This is a genomic window from Peribacillus sp. FSL R5-0717, assembly GCF_038002945.1.
GTDB lineage: Bacteria > Bacillota > Bacilli > Bacillales > DSM-1321 > Peribacillus > Peribacillus frigoritolerans.
In genome coordinates, this window is the sequence record NZ_JBBOOF010000001.1 from 2,540,430 (window position 1) to 2,561,928 (window position 21,499).

At 41.7% G+C, this 21,499-nt stretch carries 16 protein-coding genes and 4 tRNA genes; 3 read left to right on the top strand and 17 right to left on the bottom strand.

Going from position 1 to position 21,499, the window contains the following annotated elements:
* The first annotated feature begins 515 nt into the window (after nucleotides 1–515).
* Together NYE65_RS12370 and pepT are read left to right on the top strand one after the other, a co-directional pair.
* Nucleotides 516–1,979, top strand: coding sequence for an alpha-amylase (locus NYE65_RS12370; RefSeq protein ID WP_241636705.1), 1,464 nt, complete (start codon nucleotides 516–518; stop codon nucleotides 1,977–1,979).
* A 142-nt stretch (nucleotides 1,980–2,121) separates the two neighbouring features.
* Nucleotides 2,122–3,357 carry a peptidase T gene (gene pepT, locus NYE65_RS12375; RefSeq protein ID WP_328175827.1) on the top strand — a complete coding sequence of 412 codons (1,236 nt, stop codon included), beginning with the start codon at nucleotides 2,122–2,124 and terminating at the stop codon, nucleotides 3,355–3,357.
* A gap of 61 nt (nucleotides 3,358–3,418) precedes the next feature.
* Here the strand turns inward: pepT and NYE65_RS12380 are convergent, their stop codons facing one another.
* Entirely contained in the window at nucleotides 3,419–5,488 is a 2,070-nt protein-coding gene (locus NYE65_RS12380; RefSeq protein WP_340861015.1) for a catalase, read from the bottom strand.
* Between the two features lie 505 nt (nucleotides 5,489–5,993).
* Complete coding sequence (locus NYE65_RS12385) at nucleotides 5,994–7,442, bottom strand: DEAD/DEAH box helicase (RefSeq protein WP_340861016.1); 1,449 nt, start codon at nucleotides 7,440–7,442, stop codon at nucleotides 5,994–5,996.
* A gap of 293 nt (nucleotides 7,443–7,735) precedes the next feature.
* Here NYE65_RS12385 and NYE65_RS12390 point away from each other — a divergent pair, with 293 nt between their 5' ends.
* Nucleotides 7,736–8,068: a heme oxygenase gene (locus tag NYE65_RS12390; protein WP_057278265.1), complete on the top strand. Its 333-nt coding sequence runs from the start codon at nucleotides 7,736–7,738 to the stop codon at nucleotides 8,066–8,068.
* 59 nt (nucleotides 8,069–8,127) lie between these two features.
* Here NYE65_RS12390 and rlmN read toward each other — a convergent pair whose 3' ends face one another.
* The 15 genes from rlmN to NYE65_RS12465 form a co-directional block, all read right to left on the bottom strand.
* Nucleotides 8,128–9,195 carry a 23S rRNA (adenine(2503)-C(2))-methyltransferase RlmN gene (gene rlmN, locus NYE65_RS12395; RefSeq protein ID WP_095678798.1) on the bottom strand — a complete coding sequence of 356 codons (1,068 nt, stop codon included), beginning with the start codon at nucleotides 9,193–9,195 and terminating at the stop codon, nucleotides 8,128–8,130.
* 81 nt (nucleotides 9,196–9,276) lie between these two features.
* Entirely contained in the window at nucleotides 9,277–9,756 is a 480-nt protein-coding gene (gene rlmH / locus NYE65_RS12400; protein ID WP_034316119.1) for a 23S rRNA (pseudouridine(1915)-N(3))-methyltransferase RlmH, read from the bottom strand.
* A 372-nt stretch (nucleotides 9,757–10,128) separates the two neighbouring features.
* Nucleotides 10,129–10,290, bottom strand: coding sequence for a CxxH/CxxC protein (locus NYE65_RS12405; protein WP_065310847.1), 162 nt, complete (start codon nucleotides 10,288–10,290; stop codon nucleotides 10,129–10,131).
* A 176-nt stretch (nucleotides 10,291–10,466) separates the two neighbouring features.
* Nucleotides 10,467–11,687 (bottom strand): S1C family serine protease, encoded by a 1,221-nt coding sequence (locus NYE65_RS12410; protein ID WP_340861017.1) that lies wholly within the window; start codon nucleotides 11,685–11,687, stop codon nucleotides 10,467–10,469.
* 271 nt (nucleotides 11,688–11,958) lie between these two features.
* On the bottom strand, nucleotides 11,959–12,753 hold the full coding sequence (locus NYE65_RS12415) for an MBL fold metallo-hydrolase (protein ID WP_034316123.1): 795 nt from the start codon (nucleotides 12,751–12,753) through the stop codon (nucleotides 11,959–11,961).
* A 6-nt stretch (nucleotides 12,754–12,759) separates the two neighbouring features.
* Complete coding sequence (locus tag NYE65_RS12420; protein ID WP_340861018.1) at nucleotides 12,760–13,554, bottom strand: two-component system regulatory protein YycI; 795 nt, start codon at nucleotides 13,552–13,554, stop codon at nucleotides 12,760–12,762.
* Nucleotides 13,541–14,878 carry a YycH family regulatory protein gene (locus NYE65_RS12425; RefSeq protein WP_268591254.1) on the bottom strand — a complete coding sequence of 446 codons (1,338 nt, stop codon included), beginning with the start codon at nucleotides 14,876–14,878 and terminating at the stop codon, nucleotides 13,541–13,543. The genes NYE65_RS12420 and NYE65_RS12425 overlap by 14 nt, the downstream gene beginning before the upstream one ends.
* The gene (walK, locus tag NYE65_RS12430; protein WP_340861019.1) at nucleotides 14,875–16,707 is read right to left on the bottom strand and encodes a cell wall metabolism sensor histidine kinase WalK; all 1,833 of its coding nucleotides are present in this window, start codon (nucleotides 16,705–16,707) and stop codon (nucleotides 14,875–14,877) included. The genes NYE65_RS12425 and walK overlap by 4 nt, the downstream gene beginning before the upstream one ends.
* Before the next feature lie 5 nt (nucleotides 16,708–16,712).
* Nucleotides 16,713–17,420, bottom strand: a complete 708-nt coding sequence (gene yycF, locus NYE65_RS12435) for a response regulator YycF (protein ID WP_034316131.1) — start codon at nucleotides 17,418–17,420, stop codon at nucleotides 16,713–16,715.
* Nucleotides 17,421–17,701: 281 nt separating this feature from the next.
* A complete protein-coding gene (locus NYE65_RS12440; protein ID WP_340861020.1) occupies nucleotides 17,702–19,120 on the bottom strand; it encodes a M23 family metallopeptidase in 1,419 nt (472 codons plus the stop codon).
* A gap of 408 nt (nucleotides 19,121–19,528) precedes the next feature.
* Nucleotides 19,529–19,601, bottom strand: a tRNA-Phe gene (locus tag NYE65_RS12445).
* A 30-nt stretch (nucleotides 19,602–19,631) separates the two neighbouring features.
* A tRNA-Asp gene (locus NYE65_RS12450) sits at nucleotides 19,632–19,707 on the bottom strand.
* Nucleotides 19,708–19,730: 23 nt separating this feature from the next.
* Nucleotides 19,731–19,802 (bottom strand) — tRNA-Glu (locus tag NYE65_RS12455).
* An 8-nt stretch (nucleotides 19,803–19,810) separates the two neighbouring features.
* Nucleotides 19,811–19,886, bottom strand: a tRNA-Lys gene (locus tag NYE65_RS12460).
* A gap of 278 nt (nucleotides 19,887–20,164) precedes the next feature.
* On the bottom strand, nucleotides 20,165–21,457 hold the full coding sequence (locus NYE65_RS12465; RefSeq protein WP_034316136.1) for an adenylosuccinate synthase: 1,293 nt from the start codon (nucleotides 21,455–21,457) through the stop codon (nucleotides 20,165–20,167).
* Nucleotides 21,458–21,499: the final 42 nt, after the last annotated feature.

Consider the following 21,499-nt stretch of genomic DNA (forward strand, 5'->3'; position numbering starts at 1 on the left):
TTATCTATTGAATATAAAAATGTTCTTAAGGCTTTATTAAGACTCTGTTTATAAGCTGAACGCAGTCAAAAATCATGGAAAAGGAGGAAGAACAATGAATGGTTTAAAAGAAAAGCAGCTCCTCCAAAGATACGATCATTCTATCTTCCGTGCTCCTACTCTTATTAATTGGTGCAATGGCTTTCGCCCACTTCTTTAAACGAAGAGGTATAATAGGATAATAGACTTACAAAAAATTGAGGTATCCCGAAATTCGGGATGCCTCTTTTTGAATTGGCGTATAGCCTTTTTCGGGTTATTCCTCCACATTTGATTAATTTTTAACTGCTAATCAATATAAAATACCCTTATTTGGTATAAAATAGTAAAATAGAGAGGTAAATGAACCTCAATCAAGAGGGTTGTTCACTTGTTTATCATTTGGTTTTAGTGGGTAAAGATTTCCATTATTACTTTATCCGATTGCATTAGTTTCACTTTTTTTAAAATCGGGTCGGTGTCAGGGGGGGAAACAGATGAAAAGAAATCATACGATGATGCAATTTTTTGAGTGGCATCTTGAGGCAGATGGTTCTCATTGGGACAGATTGAAATACGCAGCCTCTAAGTTGAAGGATATAGGAATTGATTGCGTTTGGCTTCCGCCAGTTACCAAAGGGCAATCCGTTGGGGATAATGGATATGGAATATATGACGGTTACGATTTGGGGGAATTTGACCAAAAAGGAACAGTTCGTACCAAATACGGGACCAAAGATGAATTGCTGCAAGCAATAGCCACTTGCCATAACTACGGACTTTGCGTTTATATCGATTTAGTCATGAACCATAAAGCAGGAGCTGATGGAACCGAAAAATTTGAAGTGATTGAAGTCAATCCAGACAACCGTATGGAAGATATTTCAGAACCATTCGAGATGGAAGGCTGGACAAAATTCGATTTTCCGGGACGTAAAAATAAATACTCTGACTTTAAGTGGAACCATACTCATTTCAATGGTACAGACTATGATGCCGAAAACGACAAAATGGGTGTATTTCGCATCACAGGCGAAAATAAGCACTGGAATAAGCATGTCATCGATGAATTCGGAAACTACGATTATTTAATGTTTGCCAACATCGATTACAGCCTGCCGGAAGTTCGTAAGGAAATGATTAGCTGGGGAAAATGGATGGTTGATACGTTAAAGTGTGATGGTTTTCGTTTGGACGCCGTTAAGCATATCGATTATGAATTCATCAACGAATTTCTCCAAGAACTCATTCCTTATACAAAGGAACATTTTTTCATGGTCGGCGAATTTTGGAAGGCGGATGTTAAAGCCTGTCAAACTTACTTAGAGCAAACCAATCATGACCTCAACTTGTTCGATGTTTCCCTGCATTATAAATTTCATGAGGCCTCAAACGCAGGAGCAGACTTCGACCTCTCAACCATCTTTGATGATACCCTCGTCCAAACCAATCCAGCAGAGGCTGTCACTTTTGTCGATAACCATGACTCCCAGCCTCACGAATCACTGGAGTCTTGGGTAAAGGACTGGTTCAAGCCATCGGCATATGCACTTACCCTGCTTAGACTTTGCGGTTATCCGTGTGTCTTTTACGGGGACTATTATGGAATCGGCGGACCTTCTCCGGTGCCTGGGAAAAAGGATATCCTGGATCGCCTATTATTCGCTAGGTATGAAAAAGCTTACGGAGAACAGACCGATTACTTTGATGATCCAAATACGATAGGCTGGGTCCGGCACGGAGTTGAAGAGCTAGAAGGCTCGGGGTGTGCGGTCATTATCTCTAATGGAGATCACAACAGTGAAAAAAGGATGTTCGTCGGCGAACATCGTGCTGGTGAAATCTGGATTGATTTAACTTGTCATAAAGATGACCACATTACCATTGAAGAAGATGGTTTCGCTACCTTCCCCGTTCATGGTAAAAGCGTATCTGTATGGGCCTTGAATAATCCACTCTAAAAAGGAATATCAAAGAACGGCATGTCGCTTTCAGATATGCCGTTCTTTGATGATGACCCCGCCCTTGAAGATTTGAAAAAAAGATAATTTTTCCATTTCAATTAATCATGGTAAGATAAGGGAGAAAGGAGTTGAAGGAAAAGTGAAAAATGAAATCATTGAAAGATTCACTTCTTATGTGAAAGTGGATACCCAATCGAATGAGGAAAATCCCTCATGCCCCTCTACACCCGGACAGCTGACATTGGCAAATGCATTGGTCAAGGAACTTCAATCCATTGGGATGGAGGAAGTGACAATGGATCAGAACGGCTATGTCATGGCAACCTTGCCAGCCAATTCAAATAAGGATGTTCCGACAATCGGTTTCTTGGCCCATGTCGATACAGCAACGGATTTCACCGGAAAAGATGTAAAACCGCAAATCGTTGACAACTATGATGGCAAAGATCTTACTCTACATGAAAAATTGGATGTCATTCTTTCACCTGATGATTTTCCTTCGCTTAAGAACTATATAGGGCATACCTTGATTACAACGGATGGGACAACCCTGTTGGGAGCAGATAATAAGGCTGGAATTGCCGAAATCATGACTGCCATGGATTATTTGATCAAGCATCCGGAAATCAAACATGGAAAAATCCGTGTTGCTTTTACTCCCGATGAGGAAATCGGCAGGGGACCCCATAAGTTTGATGTAGATGCCTTTGATGCCCAATTTGCCTACACCGTGGACGGTGGCCCGCTTGGGGAACTTGAATATGAGAGCTTCAATGCAGCATCGGCCAAAATCCTGATCAAAGGGACGAATATTCATCCTGGAACGGCTAAAGGAAAAATGGTGAATTCGGCAAAAATCGCCATGGAATTCCATAATAAACTCCCAGCGGCAGAAGCACCGGAAAATACGGAGGGTTACGAAGGATTTTATCACCTGCTTTCCTTTCATGGTGATGTGGAAGAGACCAAGCTTTCTTACATCATCAGGGATTTCGACCGCCAAAGATTCAATGAACGCAAGGAATATATAACAAAAGTAATCGAAGATTTAAAAGAAAAATATGGCCAAAACCGAATCCAGCTCGAATTACACGACCAATACTTCAACATGAAGGAAAAAATTGAGCCTGTGAAGGAAATAGTGGATATCGCCCATGAAGCAATGGAGAAACTCGATATAAAACCGAAAATCTCTCCAATACGCGGTGGTACGGACGGATCTCAATTATCGTATATGGGCCTGCCAACACCCAACATCTTTACGGGCGGGGAGAACTTTCATGGAAAATATGAGTTTATTTCAGTTGATAATATGATATTGTCCACTAAAGTGATCGTTGGCATTGCATCACTTTTTGAAGAAAAAGCAAAGTAGCTTGATACGAAATATCTATTGAAAACCCCCAGACTTCAAGTCTGGGGGTTTTCAATAGATATTAAGGGCGTTTCCAGTGACGGTGCTTGGCAATTGCCTCGATAAAGGCAGAACCGCTATTTTGATCCGTAACAGCTACAATGCCTGAAGCTGGATCATTGGAAATGATGCCTGCCTTCGATAAGATCATGGCCCCTTCTTTTCCCGCACCAATCGCTTTGAAATGATTGTAGGCTTCATCAACAAAGTAAATGGGTTCCTTGGATGCCATTAAAGCATCGACACTCCCCTGCCCCCCTGCCACATATACAGCATCGAAAAGTACCGAATCGGCTGTCAGGAATGTCTGATTCACCTCGACCTGCTGTCCTTCAGAACTTGTAACCACTCCACGATTATGACTGATGAATTCAGCCGTTATACCTGCCGATTTAAATGATTCCAAGACTTGATTAACCTCTGAACCGTTGAAACCATCTGCAGCCAAGATTGCCACTTTTCTTGTTGCGGCCGTGTTCACTTTCATTTGCTCTTGGCTTAAAGCCGGAGAAGCCAAGTCCATTTGAACCTCAATTTTGTTGGCTGGAGGATTCACGCCCACTCCCATGGCGATCGTTTTGGCCAGTTCAACATCCACATTGCTGAACATCTCGACAATTTGCTGCTGAACATCCTTACTTTTCACTTTTCCCACTTCAAAGTGAAAAGCCTGAATAATATGCTCCTTCTCCACATCCGTCATGCTATTCCAAAATAGTTTAGCCTGGCTGTAATGATCCTTGAAGCTTTCACTGCGCTGCCGGACCTTCCTGCCATCGACCTTCTCCTGGTAATGTGCATAGCCGCCTTCCCCTTCCGAAGCAGGTTCAGGAGAGTTGCCTGCAAGGGAATTTTTGTGGTAGCTGACCGGCCCTGGATTTATTGACATCCGGTGCATGCCATCGCGCTGATTATTATGAACGGGGGCAACCGTCCTATTAATCGGTAGCTCATGGAAGTTCGGTCCTCCCAATCTGGATAGCTGGGTATCGGTGTATGAGAATAAACGTCCCTGAAGCAGCGGATCATTTGAAAAGTCAATACCCGGTACAACATGCCCCGGATGGAAAGCTATCTGTTCCGTCTCTGCAAAAAAGTTATCCGTATTTTGGTTCAAAACCATTTTTCCGATTATTTTAACCGGGATTTGTTCTTCCGGCCATAGTTTAGTAGGATCAAGGATATCAAAGTCGAATTTGAATTCATCTTCCTCCTTAATCATTTGGACGCCAAATTCAAATTCAGGATAATTCCCGGTATCTATCGCTTCCCACAGATCTTGGCGGTGAAAATCGGGATTCTTCCCTGCAATTTTCTGTGCCTCATCCCAGACAAGGGATTTTACTCCCAGTACAGGCTTCCAATGGAATTTAACAAAATGGGCCACGCCTTGTTCATTTACAAAACGGAATGTATGGACACCAAACCCTTCCATCATCCGGAAACTTCTCGGTATGGCCCTATCAGATAGGTGCCACATGACCATATGTGCCGTTTCTTCATTGTTGGCGACGAAATCCCAAAACGTATCATGGGCAGATGCCGCCTGAGGTATTTCGTTATGAGGCTCCGGTTTAACCGCATGAATTAAATCCGGGAACTTAATGGCATCCTGGATAAAAAATACCGGAATATTATTTCCGACCAAATCATAATTTCCTTCCTCCGTATAAAACTTTGTGGAAAATCCCCTTACATCACGGACCGAGTCTGCCGATCCGCGGGAACCTGCCACCGTGGAGTAACGAACGAATACTGGTGTCTTGACTGAAGGGTCTTGAAGAAACTTGGCTTTTGTATATTCGGTCATCGGTTCATATACCTGAAAATATCCATGTGCTCCAGATCCACGCGCATGGACAATCCGCTCAGGAATACGCTCATGGTCAAAATGAGTCATTTTTTCACGAAAATGAAAATCCTCCATCAAAGTTGGACCACGGGTTCCCGCTTTCAAAGAATGCTCATCCTCAGAAACACGCAAACCTTGGTTAGTCGTCATCTTTTTCCCATTATCGTCCACTCGATATTGATCCAGCTGCCGCTGCTTACTTTGCCCATCGGCTCTTCCGCTTTCATTTGCTTTCGTCATCCCACTCAATCCCTCCATATCTAAGAATTCAGATTAAATCGCGTTGTTTATTGTCTACAGGGCCGTTGACTTCGACTCCAGGCACTCGCTTTCCGCGGGCGGTCCGTGAGCCTCCTCGGCGCCTTTGCGCCTGCGGGGTCTCCCCTGGACTCGCTTTTCCCGCAAGAGTCCCGCACCTTACGTTCCAATCAACTTTGTTTTAAAATTAGATAAACCCCTTTTTTCTACAAACAGATGTATTTATTGTTTCGAAATAATCGCGTTATCCTTCCTCATATACCACTCTGTTTTGACGGTTAAACAGAATTTGGAGAAAGAATCTTAACCTCCTCATAAACAAAAAAACTACTATTTCAGTGAGGACGGATCATTTCGGGGGAGGGCGAATTATCTGTGTGTAGGTCGAATTTTCCCCCGGTGGGTCGAAAAGTTCCTGTCCCAAGTCATACAAAAAAGAAGCGGGAAGACCGATTTTCGGTCTTCCCGCTTCTTTCATTCGACATCTTTAGTTCTTAAAGGCCTCTGAAACCTTCAAAAGTTTGCCTTTCACTTTCGTATTTTTCATCACTTTCAAGACAAGCGGTCCCTTTTCATTCAATATTTCCACATAAGAAACATTATCCTGGATCGTAATGATACCGATGTCCTCTGCATTCACTCCATCAATCCTTGCGATGGTTCCGACAAAATCCACAGCCCTGAGTTTCTTTTTCTTGCCGCCATTAAAATACAGCTTCATGATTTGTTTATTCAATTGTTCACTTTTATCTTTTTTGATTTTTGGACGGGCTTCCAGTTTGGCTTCGAACTCCGTTTTTTTATTGGAGACTTCCTCTTTAGATGGAGCAGTCATCTTAGGGATTTCAAAACCGATATATCCTTGGATCTCGGTAAGGAATTTGTCTTCGTACGGCGTCACAAAAGTAATGGCTTTTCCTTTTTTACCGGCACGGCCCGTTCTTCCCGTTCGATGTACGTAACTTTCCTTTTCCAATGGCAGGTCATAGTTAATTACATGGGTTACATTGTCGATGTCAATTCCACGGGCAGCAACATCTGTTGCAACCAAATAGCGGAATTCACCTCTTCTGAATTCATTCATCACTGCAAGGCGATCTTCCTGAAGCATGCCGCCGTGAATCATATCACACGGATATTCCAGTTCCAGCAGCTGTTCACATACTTGATCCACCCTATCTTTTGTCCGGCAAAAAATGATGCAGCTATCGGGGTTTTCCGTGATGGTTACGTCTCTAAGCAGGGAAAACTTATCATCTTCTTTCACTTCTATAAGGGCATGTTCAATTTTCTCCGTCGTTAAACCCTTTGCTTTGATTTCAATATCCAAAGGATCCTTCATATATTGCTTGCATAGTTTTTTTATACTCTCAGGTAATGTAGCAGAGAACAGCATGGTTACCCTATCTTTCGGAAGCTCCTTAATAATGGCTTCCACTTGTTCGATGAAGCCCATATTCAGCATTTCATCCGCTTCATCAATAACTAAATGAGTTAAACGTTCCAAGGCGAATGTCCCTTTCTCGATATGATCGAGAACACGACCCGGGGTTCCGACGACTACATGGCTTTTTTGTTTCAATTCCGCTTTTTGCAGTGCGAATGGATGTTTTCCATAAACTGCAGTAGCCTTTATCCTCTTAAATCTGCCAATATTCGTAATATCCTCTTTTACCTGTACAGCGAGCTCACGTGTCGGTGTTAAAATAAGCGCCTGAGGCTTATTTTCTTCCCAATTGACCATTTCGCAGATCGGTATGCCGAATGAAGCGGTCTTGCCGCTTCCTGTTTGCGATTTAACGACAAGATCCCGCCTTTTCAGCGCCACTGGAATCACTTCGCGCTGTACTTCGGTTGGAAGTTGATATCCCAAGCTTTCTAATGCCCTAACAATTTCATCGCTTAATGTATAGTCAGTAAAACTCAATTCATTCATATAACAGCCTCTTTTGTTGTTTAGTATGTTGCTTTATTGTTCCCATAATCGTAATTTCCTTATACAGAGTTCTATTATACGCGATATGCACCAATAAACCTTGTAATATCCAAATTCAATAGTTCTATTTCAATATAATGAAATGTCCGCCTTCACTGAAACAATGTCTTCAGGTCCCCATGATTGGAGTTAATCAAAATGGACCCTGCTTCTTTCAATATGCTAAAATATGTATGAAATTGCGGAAATAAAGGGTGTTTATTCCAAACCGATGGCCAAAAGGAGGACTCATTATGATAATCGTAACGAATAGAATCAGAGTCAAAAAAGGGATGGGTGCAGTCATGGCCCCAGGATTTACTGCACCAGGTCCACTTGATACGATGGAAGGCTTCGTAAAAGTTGAAGTATTATTAACGCAGAATTTGACGGATCACGATGAACTGAGCGTTAATATGTACTGGGAAAACCTTGATAACTTTACGGCTTGGAGAAATAGCGATGCATTCAAAGCTGCACATAAACGGCCTGAACCAGGTTCCGGTGAAGCAAAAAAAGAATCTCCAATTCTAGGCAGCGAGCTTACAACGTATGAAGTCGCCTCGGTAAAGGAAATAGCTAAATAATGAAATCACACAAAAAAGAGGCCGCAAAATATGCGTCCTCTTTTTGTTTTTTAATGAATTTACTTAGCTTCGGCTTTTTTGATTTGTTTACTTCTAAGCTGACCGCAAGCCGCATCAATATCCGTTCCATGTTCTTGGCGGATTTTACAATTGATGCCTCTCTTTTTCAGCGTATCATAAAACGAGAGAACGGACTCTTTGTCACTTCTTTGGTATTGGCTATGCTCATCTACAGGATTATATGGGATCAGGTTGACATAGAGACGATGTTTTTTGTCATCAAGAAGATCGGCAAGTTGCTCGGCTTCTTCTTTATGGTCATTGACATCTTTCAATAGGATATATTCGATCGTAATTCTCCTATTCGTTTTCTCTAAATAATAATCAAGAGATTTCATCAATTTTTCTATTGGGATGCCTCGGTTTATCTTCATGATTTGCGTCCTGAGCTCATTATTCGGCGCATGCAATGAGATGGCCAGATTCACCTGTAATTGAGTATCGGTGAATTCATAGATCTTATGGGCAAGGCCGCTTGTCGAAACAGTAATGCGCCTGCCCGCGATAGCAAGACCCTTATGGTCCATGAGCACTTTCAAAAAGTCTAACATATTTTCGAAGTTATCGAACGGTTCGCCAATACCCATTACTACAACATGGCTTACAACATCACCTTTTTCCAATTTATCCAGATGCAGTTGAACGTTCATGATTTGTTCCACTATCTCCCCGCTGGATAAATCACGGCTTTTGGCCAATAACCCACTGGCACAGAAACTGCAGCCAATATTACATCCCACTTGGGTGGTGACACAAACCGAAATTCCGTATTTATGTCTCATCATAACCGTTTCGATAAGGTTGCCATCCTGTAATTTAAACAGAAACTTGATCGTGCCATCCGCTGCTTCTTGCTTGACGTGCTCAGTCAAAGTCTGGATGACAAAGTGCTCTTCAAGTAATTTTATGCACTCTTTATTAACATCCGTCATTTCAGAGAAACTCGTCACACGTGTTCTATAAAGCCACTCCCAGACTTGGGAAGCTCTGAATTTTTTATGGCCATGGTCCGAAAGCCACGCTGTCAATTGTTCGAATGTTAAACCATAAATGGACTCTTTATTCATTCGTTACCCTCTTTTCATTACAGTAAGATTTAATACTTTAACCCATTACATTAAGGGGAACTCCCCCGGAATCAGTCTCTATCATTTATGATATGGTTCATTTCTATTTATCCGAAAAGCCCGATATATTTGCTCCACAAGAACCAATTTCATTAATTGATGCGGAAAGGTCATTTTCGAGAAGGAAAGGGCATAATCGCTTCTTGATAACACCTCTGTGCCAAGTCCAAGCGACCCGCCAATAATAAATGCAATCTTGCTCTTTCCATAGGTGGCAAGCTGATCCATATGAGTGGCCAGCTGTTCTGAAGTAAGCTGTTTTCCATTGATCTCAAGCGTTATTACGTAGGTGTCCGGGCTGACTTTGGCCAGAATTCGTTCACCCTCCTTTTGCTTTACAATGTCCATGTCCGCTGTACTCAGATTCTCCGGAGCCTTTTCATCCGGTACTTCCACAAGTTCTATATTAGCATAGGCGCTTAACCTTTTTGTATATTCAGCAATTCCTTGCTTTAAGTATTTTTCCTTTAGCTTGCCAACAGTAATAATCGTTATTTTCATATATATCCTCTAGCTTTCATTATGTTTTTACTATCAATTGTTGGATTTGCCTACCTATTATCATACCTTACAGTGACCTATAAGCAAAACAAGCATATCCTTTCCAATTTTTAATGCTTTTATAATAAAAACCGCTGCCCCTGAAAGCGGCAACGGTAACTTTCATTACTGAAGAAGTTCGGCTGGACTTAGTTCCAATACTAACAATTATCTTGATTATTCGTACTACCAAATGCTTGGATCTAAACGATTCCACCCGCCGCTTTAATCTTCGGAAAATGTTAAGAACAGGTTAAGAACAGGTTACAAACATGTTATCCACAAAAGTTATCCACATATCCACAAAATCTATCCACATCTTGTATGGGAATATTAGTTCCCTACTAGATATATTGCCACGTTTCGACAATATTCACAGGTTGTTGATAACTGATTTTCTTCGGGAACAAGCGTTAAAACAGGATAGGTTTCACATTCGTATACCACTTCATCCAGCGCCATGTCCACGTGTTCCTGACAGCAATATAATTTCATCTTTCATATCTCCTTTCCCATTCATTATTCCCGGTACTTCCATTCCCAATTATCCACAAGTCACATGAGATCTTTAATTTCACTATATATCCACAGGTAATCGTAACAAAAAATAAGAAAAGAGCAAGGAAATAGAAAGGACAGGAGGCATTTTCTGCCCCCTGTCCTTTTGTTCTTTAAATTTCGCTGCTTGAAAGCGTGACTTCCGTTGTTTCTTTCTTTCCGTCACGGTAATAAATGATTTTAACTTTATCACCGACTTGTTTTTCATTGTAAAGGTATTTTCTTAATTCCACGACATCATGGATTTTTTCATTATCCATTCCAACGACGACGTCAAATTCTTTCAATCCTGCTTTGGATGCTGGAGAGTTGCTTTGAACGCCTGTTATTGCAACGCCTGAAGTAACTTTCCTTGGCAGCTTTAATGTATTTTGTTGATGGTATTGGGAAATTTCTTCTACAGATGCAAGGTTAACACCCAAGAAAGCACGTTTCACTTCACCAAATTCCTCTATATCATTAATAATCGGGATTACTGAATCGATCGGAATGGAAAGACCGATTCCTTCCACTGCATTTTCTGCAATCTTCATCGAATTTATTCCGATGACCTGCCCTGACATATTAACGAGTGCCCCTCCGCTGTTACCTGGATTAATCGCCGCATCGGTCTGGATGACCTCCGCATTCCAATCCACTTGTCCGTCCTCGTTGATATCTACCTCTATCGTGCGCTCCAACCCGGAGATGATCCCTTGTGTGATCGACCCGGAGAATTGAAGGCCTAATGGATTGCCAATGGCAATGACGGGCTCACCAGGTTTCAATTTGCTGGAGTTTCCGAATTCAGCAATGGTTTTGACTTTTTCACCATTAACGACAATGACGGCTAAATCTGTCCATGGGTCACTGCCTTGTAGTTCAGCTGGCAATTTAGTGCCATCACTTAATGTCACTTCAAGTTCATTAGCTCCTTCAATGACGTGATTATTCGTGACGATATAGGCCTTGCCGCCATCTTTCTTGTAGACGACTCCAGATCCAGTGCCGGCTTCTGCAGAACTGTCCTCGGCGTTGCCCCCTTGACTCCAGAAGTTCGTTTCCTGAATGTTAGTGATGCCGACCACTGCGTCGCTGGCTTTATCAACGGCATTTGTGACGGCACTTGTTACATCAAGAGTAAGGTTTTGCTGGGACTGCTCCGTGGTCCTTCTCTCCGTTGATTTTTCCGTTGTACTTTCTTTTTCATCGTTATTTAACAGTCCGCTTCCCGGAAAGGCTAATAAAATAAGTAAGGCCCCGATGATGGCGCCCCCCAAGCCTGCTAGAAAATAGCTCGTATGGCTTTTTTTCCGTTTATTTTGGTTCTCATCATTCTGATCATAATAACCCAAGACCGCCCCATCCTCTCATTTTAGTAATGTATTATAGCAATTCTATTGTTTGGTATCCTCCCTCAATTATACTCAATTACCGAAATTTTTCTAAAAAAATGCATGCTTAATTTAAGGGGCAACATAAAATTGACTAGTATCAGCCCTTTTCCTTTTACCTATACAGTTCTAACCAAACGATACCCCTTTTAATCCGATTCGTAACTTACGAATCGAAATTTTTAAAAATAAAAAAGGAATGAACAAGGTATCCCTCATCCATTCCTTTCATTTATAATGTAACAAGTTCCGTTGGTCTTTTCGGGTCAGTATCATATAAGGAAAATTGTTCACCCACGATGATCCCCTTTGTCTTTAACGTCTGTTCCACCGACATTCTTGCTAGATCCTTCATATTGTTATCAAGGCTTAAGTGGGCCAGGTAAATCCGCTTGGTCTTATCACCGGCCACTTCGCTCATTGCAAGGGCAGCGTCTTCATTACAAACATGTCCGACATCACTTAAAATCCGGCGCTTGATGCTCCATGGATATTTTCCCATCCTCAGCATGGACACATCATGGTTACTTTCGAATACATAAGCATCGGCATTTGAGATGATTCCTTTCATCCGATCGCTTACGTACCCTGTATCGGTAATGACCACAAGTTTCTTATCTTCATGATGAAAGACGTAAAACATCGGCTCTGCCGCATCATGTGAAACGCCGAAAGATTCTATATCAAGGCTGCCGAACGTTTTGACCTGTTCCATTTCAAATGTGAATTTTTGTTCGGTTGCAATTTCACCGATCGATCGCTCCATGGCATTCCATGTTTTTGCATTCGCATATATCGGGAGTTTATGTTTTCTGGCAACCACGCCAAGACCTTTAATATGGTCGCTGTGTTCATGGGTAACAAGGATACCGGATAGCTTGGACATATCACGGCCTATATCCTGAAACAATGCTTCCAGGGCTTTACCGCTTAAGCCGGCATCGACGAGGAATGATTGATCCTCCGTTTCCACGAAAAAGGCATTTCCTGTACTCCCGCTTGCGAGAACACTAAAATGCATTGTCATCTATACTCACTCCAGTATTTTTTCTTCTGTATTCAATTCAATGACCTCTCCATCAAAAGCATTCACGAAAAGATCCGTTTCGTCATCAATGACCACCCACCATGTTGGCACAAGTAAATGTGACACAGATGTCGTCTGCAACGAATTGTAATATCCCAATTTTACATTCGTGACGTTACTTTTGGGATCAATATCACCATTCTGATATAATGCTCCGATAGCATTTACAGCAGATGTCAATACTTTGGGTTTATTGAATTTTTCGATCCCCTCTAAATACATTTGTTCATAGGAAACGATTTCACCCTTCTTGTTCAGATATAAAGTGACCTTCCCTTTACTATTATTATAAAACATCTTTTTATCTGCCACTTGATAGCAGGTGATGGTCTGGCTTATTTCATCATAGCTCCAAAAACGATATTCATTTCCTTTTAATATATACTCCTTCAGGAATATATCAAGGTCTGCAGCATTAATTTCCGCTTTCATGCCAACCGGTACCTTAAATGTACCCACAAGCTTCTTATCATCGATGATTTTTGCTTTTTGATTTTTCAGGTACTGTATATCTTTCTTCTCGAAAGTCTTGCTTTGGGCAATCAGAAATTGATCCGACTTTTGTTTCGGAAGTGGGGTTTCTATTGAAATCTCATCTTCTTTCAACAGTTCTTCCGTTGTTGACTCCGTGAAACTTTCATACTGGGAGTCATTAATCTTTTCCAGGAATTGATAAAGAAGAAAAATATTCAAAACGAAGAAAACCATGATGAAAATCGACTTTGTATTATTCCAATCCACTTTGATCGCCTCCCGTATCTTCATCAAAAGGCACAATAAACCATTTATCGCCGATACGATAATACCAAGTGGGCTCGAGTGTAACTAGAGTTACAAGTTTGGAATCGAGGGATTTATTCAGTTTATAGCCAATCGATATGTCCTCCACACTTTTGAAATCGATATTATCTTTCGATTTCAGCTGATTAATTACTTCTTTACCGCTTTGTAAAGTCTTTGGCGATCCTTCTGACGGGAGGACTGAGTCAAGTGAAAAGTATGGGCGGTCATAGCTATAAATTTCTTCTTTCCCCCAAATTTGCTCGATTTCTGCCATTCCAGATTCATTGAAGGTCGGATAACCATTTACGAATAAACGGAATACCACTCGTTGTTCATTCTCCGACATATAGGCAAAGCGGTAATTGTTATTTTCCCAACCGGCATGATCATTGATGAAATCGATGCTTTTTTGCAAAAGGTCACTGGAACTGTCAAATAACTTGCTCTTTTGTGCCGGATTGATATAAGAAATTAAGTAATTCTCTTTATTGACCGTCATAAGTCTTGTTCCATCCGTATATTCCTCACCGACCGAAACCGATTCCTGGCGAACGAACTTCGGAAAACTAAATAACGCATTTTTCAAGTTTCCAATATCCAAATAGTCAATATAATATTCAAGTTTGTTGATTTCCACTGGGTTTTCCGGGACGAACAGCGTCCTTTTGCTGTTTATCGTTTCTGCAACGTATTCAGGATGCTTATCATAGGAACCCCTATAAAATGAATCCATGAAATTCCTTAGCTTTTTAGAATCGACCAAACCTTGATAAACCTTCTCTTGATCGTAGGAAACAAAATAAACGGCAGATTCATTACCGCTGATATCCTTTTGTTTAATGATGATTCGATCAAATGAAAATTCAGGCACTTCCTTATCCCTTATATTCAATACCGTTTTATAAAGAGAGATGGGGATATCATCGGAGAATTCGATTTCGATCGATCCATCTTCATGAACAAAATCGTCAAATTTCCTTTGCAGCCTTTTTACGGATACCTCTTTTAAACCGCTGAAACGCCATTGTAAAAATTCATTTTCCATTTCATTGATTTCTACCGGGCTGGAAGTCTGGAAATGCTGCCCATTGCCATGGAAAAGGATACTGACTGGTTTAATGACATCACTGACGATCTGGACATCGCTTTTAATCTTTATAAATTCCGACGATTGTTCAAATGGATCATACTCAGGCTCGTACGTCCAAATGCTCCATGTCAAAAATATGCTTGTCCCAACCAAAATAATCAGTATGATACTTTTTGCACGTTCAAAATTCATGACCAATCATCCTCTTCTTCCTGTTCGTAAGGAAGTGTAAAGAACACGGTAGTTCCTTTTCCATCCACACTTTCCGCCCATATTTTCCCGCCATGCGCCACGACCATCTCTTTTGCAATCGCTAAACCAAGCCCTGTCCCGCCTAAGTTACGGGCCCTTGCTTTATCCACACGGTAGAAGCGGTCGAAAATTTTATCAATGACGTTTTTCGGGATACCCACGCCTTGATCTGTAATGCTCACAATGATAAAGCCATCAGATGCCCTGACGCGGAAAGTCACTTGACCCCCTTCAGGTGAGTACTTTAATGAGTTGGAGATTACATTATAGAGAACCTGGGTAATTTTATCTTCATCAATATCCACAAAATAAGCTTCCTTCGGCAAATCACGCTTAAACGTGATGTCATCATTTTTCGACATTTCAAAACGATCGATGATGTGGTCATAGAATTTATTGAAATTCACCCAGCCGGTTTTAAGCCTGTAATCTTTACTGTCCATTTTCGAAAGCTGTAACAGATCATTAACAAGCCTGATCATTCGCTCCGTTTCATTTTGGGTCACACTTAAAAACGATGGAGCGATTTCCTCGTCCTTCCATGCACCTTCAGCCAATGCCTCCAGGTAACTTCTCATCGTCGTTAGCGGAGTTCGCAGTTCATGTGATACATTGGCAACGAATTCCCTGCGTTCGCTCTCGATTTTTTCCTGCTCTGTTATATCATGCAAAACAGTGATCAAACCATTAACGAATCCCGTTTCCTTTTGAATGACCGAAAAATTCCCCCTCAAAATGAAAGGCTGGTTTTTTTTGCTGTAATCAAGGATAATGGACTCTCGCTCTTCCAATAAATCCTCAAATTTATATTCTTCTTCAAGACCCAAAACCTCAATGATCGGTTGGTTCATGACGGTTTCACTCGAGACATTCAATAATTGTGCCGCCGGTTCATTAATCAAGTTCACCCGACCGCGCCTGTCCGTTGAAATTACGCCATCCGTCATATTGGCAAGGACAGATGAAAGCTTACGCCGCTCTCCTTCTGTGCTTGATTGCGACTCTTGGAGTTTTTTGGTCAAATTATTGAAAGTGACGGCAAGCTGGCCAATTTCATCATCGCCATATACCCTGACTTTTCTGGAGAAATTCCCTTTTGCCATCACCAGGGCCTGTTTTCTCATATCAGACATGGGTCTGGTGATCGTTCGTGCGAGCAGGATCCCCAAGATGGCCGTAATGACCAAAGCGATGGCCGTACCCGTCATGAAGATGCTATTGATTTCATCCATCTGCTCAAAGACATTCTCCATCTCGGCTATTACATAGACGGCGCCAATGACCTCCCCATTTGCTTCAACGGGTGTCGAAAGGACCCAGAGCCTCCTGCCTGTTTTCTTATCGCGAAATACATCACTATCTTCTTTTCCAAAAGTGAGCGTATTCTTGATAAGGACCTCTGTCGTTTTCTTCCCTACAATATCCTGGTTACCTGGGGCTGAAGTTCCGATCACGCGCCTGCTGCGGGTGTCGATGACACGTACTTCCGAAATATCATTCGATGAATTATCCCGGTCTTTCAATATCGCATCAATCGCTTCTTCGAGGGTCGGATCTTCCTCTCCCCTCTCTTTTTCCATTTCTTCACCAATACTGTAGGTAAGCAGGTTAACGTGACCTTTTATTGATTTCGTAAAGTTCCCGACAAGATTTTCTTCCAATTCCCCAACAAAATATACCCCGATTATTTGCATCGCCACGAAAATGAGCAATACATAAATCAGAACAAATTTAAAATGAATTGAGCGAAAAAAACCAACCTTTTTCATAGAAACTACTCCTGTTCAGGGTTACGCAGGTAATAACCGACCCCTCTTCTAGTTACAATCCAGCCAGGATGGCTTGGATTGTCTTCAATCTTCTCACGAAGACGTCTGACCGTTACATCGACCGTCCGTACATCACCAAAATAATCATAGCCCCACACGGTTTGTAATAAGTGCTCCCTTGTCATGACCTGACCGATGTGCTTCGCTAAGTAATGAAGCAACTCAAATTCACGATGCGTCAATTCTATCGTATCGCCGCGCTTGGATACCACATAGGCATCCGGATGGATAGTGAGCGTGCCTATCGTAATTTCCTTCGGTTCATTTTCTTGATCAGGAACCGGAACGGCTTGCTGACGTCTAAGGTTCGCCTTAACGCGGGCAATTATTTCCCGGGTACTAAATGGCTTTGTCACATAGTCGTCTGCACCAAGCTCCAATCCTAACACCTTATCTATCTCCGAGTCTTTTGCCGTTAGCATGATGATCGGGGTTTCATACTTCTTCCTTACTTCCCTGCATACTTCCATCCCATCGCGCTGCGGCAGCATGATATCAAGTAAAATCAAATCAGGTTGCCGTTCTTCCACCATTTTGAGAGCTTCATTGCCATCATAAGCACAAAAAACTTCGTAGCCCTCTTTTTTTAGATTGAATTGTAATATATCAGCAATTGGCTTTTCGTCATCCACTACCAAAATCTTTTTATCCATGTACTTATCTCCTTTTTAATAACTGAACTGAATCTATTAAAAACCGTGTCCTTATCCGGGACCTTATTCACTTTTCCTTCTGCTTTCACAAAGCTTCGCAACCTAGTTTCAGCAAAGTTACATATATATACCCAATAAAAGGGGCTGAACACCGGAATGAAAGCAAATTGTCTCTATTCTACTTTATCATTTTATAGGCATTAAATCACCTTTTTCCTATTATTCTCATCTATTAATAAAGCAGAAGAAGTCTTCGAATAATTTTCGAAGACTTCCATCAATTACTGACTTATATAGTTTAGCGGATTAACGAGAGACCCGTTTTTATATATTTCAAAATGGAGGTGGACACCGGTCGAGTGACCTGTTGAACCCATCATGCCAATTTTCATGCCTTTTTCAATCTTTTGTCCCGCTTTTACATCTATTGAATCCAAATGGGCATACACTGTCTTATACCCATTATTATGATTGATCGTTATCTTATTTCCATATCCTCCAGAATTCCCAGCAGTTTCGATTATCCCATGATCTGCTGCCGTTATGGTCCTGGTGGCTGGCCTTGCAATATCGATACCTTTATGAAGTTTCCCCCAGCGCTGGCCCTGCTTACTGGAAATATAGCCCCCATCTGCAGGCCATGAATATGTACCGCTGCCCTGTGAAGGTATGACCTTGGTGCCTTTTCTGGTGATTTCCGTTTTAGCTTCTTCCGTGACTTCTTTTTTTACGATCGATTCACTGATTTTCTTTCCATTTGTTTCAGATACATTATAGGTGAACGCAAGAATCCCCTCATTCCCCATTTGTTCAGTAATGAGTTCGCCCTTTGGAAGTTCGTCATCCTCCTTCACTTTCTTTTCAAAAGGAATTCTCTCTTCCTTTAATACTTCTCTTTCTACCATTACGTTCACATAGGGGGTACGTTGGGTCACATAGAGACGCTCGCCCTCTTTAACACCTTTGTCCTCATCCTGTCCCGGATTCAGCTCCAGCAGTTGATCCAGGTCCATATCATGGCTATTGGCAATGGCTTCAAGATCTTCATCTTCCTTAGCCTCATAGATCGTCGTTTCTTCCTTTCCTTCTTCTATCATGGAAAGGGTTTTATCGACACTCTTGATTTCGTCTGGATATACCATTGTCTCTTTAAACGTAACGGGAAGTGAAAATTCGATATCCAGAATTCTGCTTCCTGGCTCTTTTAACGAATCGGCATCTTTTTCACTTTCTTTTTTACCTGATTCGTATTCAGCATATTCCTCTTCATTTACATATAATAAAGTGATTTTCTCCAGAACGTCCTCTGCATCTTCCTTTGACGCAACATAAGCGACCGCCTGGTTATCTATGTCGATTTCATACGCCTCGGCCTTCACATTCAACTGATCTTGAATTCCCTTAACAGCCTGATCCTCTTTAACATCTTCATCGAATACCTCTTCAGGTACGAACTTCAGCTGTGTCTCCTTATCGAATGTAAAGTCAGGATAATCTTCCTGTGCTTCCTCTACCTTATCGGCTACGATGTTTTCGATTTCCGTTTCATCCGTCACACTGCCGACGAACTCATCATTAAGATAAACATGCTGTATGGTTGCAGTTTCCGATATCCCAGCAGCAGTTACCCGATTGCCCGCAAGCACCAAAATGACGGAAACCATCAACAGGATGATCCCCTTGCCTTTTGAGCTAAACATATATTGTCCTCCTTAACGGCTCAGTCACCAATTAAGAAACTAATCAAATTTATTTGAGATTTATTAGTCCAATTTAAATATCCAGATGCTTATGACTGATTTCTATAATGATTTTTATCACTCATAACTCTACCATATTAAGAAAAAAAACAAGAAACAGACTTCATAATGTAATAGAACTGTATAAATGGTGACAACATGTACCAATAGATATGGTAATGGGGACAGTTCAATAAACTGCGGAAAAAGGAGTGGGCCTAAGCCCAGCAAGGGTAAAAGCGAGTTATATTCCGAATTGGACGAAAATGGTATGTTACAAATCGTTAACAATCTATTAACAAGATTTCATTCATAATCCTCTGGATGCATAACAAAAAACGCCCTAAAGGAAAGGCGTTTATACAAGGATGGCTCAGGACGGAATCGAACCGCCGACACAAGGATTTTCAGTCCTTTGCTCTACCGACTGAGCTACTGAGCCAAATATTCTATTTTATTAATAAAAATAAAATGGCGGTCCCGACGGGAATCGAACCCGCGATCTCCTGCGTGACAGGCAGGCATGTTAACCGCTACACCACGGGACCAGTAAAGCATATATATAAAGAAGTGACCCATACGGGATTCGAACCCGTGTTACCGCCGTGAAAGGGCGGTGTCTTAACCGCTTGACCAATGGGCCGGAAAAAATGGTGAGCCATGAAGGATTCGAACCTTCGACCCTCTGATTAAAAGTCAGATGCTCTACCAACTGAGCTAATGGCTCGTTCTAATGAAATGTTTCTTTGCTGGATGTTAACTTACCATCTGTAGCTTGTTAATGGCTTGTTCTATTGTGACGACGCTTTTGATAATATCATGGTTCTTATAGTTTAGGCAATAGTTTTTTGAAATAAAATTATTTTTTTCTTATCTTTTTTATTTTCCCTATAGTTTTTATCAACATTCACTCGGTATCCCGGACCTCCCGAACGTGACATATAATGCATCGATCTTAAAAATGAAAGAAGAGCCGGCAAAAAAAGCCAGCTCCTTTTTCATGAATTACGCTAGACGCCAAGGGCTTCTCACGACATTTGTTTGGTTACGGTCAGGACCGACAGAGAAAGTGGTCAAAGGAATGCCTACCAATTGAGATACGCGCTCTACATAGTGGCGAGCGTTCTCTGGAAGCTCATCCAATGATTTGCAGCCTGTGATGTCTTCTGACCAGCCTGGCAGCTCTTCATAGACTGGTTTACATTCGCCAATCGCTTTCAAAGTCGCTGGTACCTCATGAATGATTTCGCCTTTGTATTCATAGGCCACACAAATTTTGACCGTATCAAGACCTGATAATACGTCAATCGAGTTCAATGATAAATCGGTAATCCCGCTGACACGGCGAGCATGGCGAACGACAACAGCGTCAAACCAGCCTACACGGCGCGGTCTGCCTGTAGTTGTTCCATATTCACGGCCAATTTCCCGGATTTGGTTACCGACTTCATCATGCAATTCTGTAGGGAAAGGACCATCGCCTACACGGCTTGTGTATGCTTTACATACTCCAACCACATGGTTGATCTTCGTAGGACCTACACCCGAACCGATTGTAACTCCACCTGCAACCGGGTTGGAAGAAGTGACGAATGGGTATGTTCCTTGATCGATATCAAGCATGACACCTTGTGCCCCTTCGAATAATACCCGTTTTCCTTCATCAAGTGCGTCATTCAATACAACGGATGTATCACAAACATATTTCTGCACTTGTTGTCCGTACTCATAGTATTCTTCCAAGATATCTTCGATTTTGAAACCTTCCGTTTCATAGAAGCGTTCGAACATACGGTTTTTTTCGACAAGATTTTGAGACAATTTTTCCTCGAAAATTTCACGGTCCAAAAGGTCTGCCATACGGATTCCGTTACGAGCAGCTTTGTCCATATATGCAGGGCCGATTCCCTTTTTAGTCGTTCCAATTTTGTTGGCGCCTTTACGGTCTTCTTCGACTTCATCCAATTTGATATGGTAAGGAAGAATGACATGTGCACGATTCGAGATACGAAGATTATCCGTACTCACCCCATGGCTATGTAAATAAGCAAGCTCCTCTACAAGAGCTTTTGGATCAACTACCATACCGTTTCCAATGACACAAATCTTATCACTATAAAAAATCCCTGACGGAATTAAATGCAGTTTATAGGTAACGCCGTTAAATTTAATTGTATGCCCTGCATTATTCCCACCTTGATAACGAGCGATGGCTTCCGCATTCTGGGATAGAAAATCTGTTATTTTACCTTTACCTTCGTCTCCCCATTGTGTACCGACTACTACAACTGATGACATCTGAATAAAGCACCTCCAAAGGTTCACGTAATACCGATCATT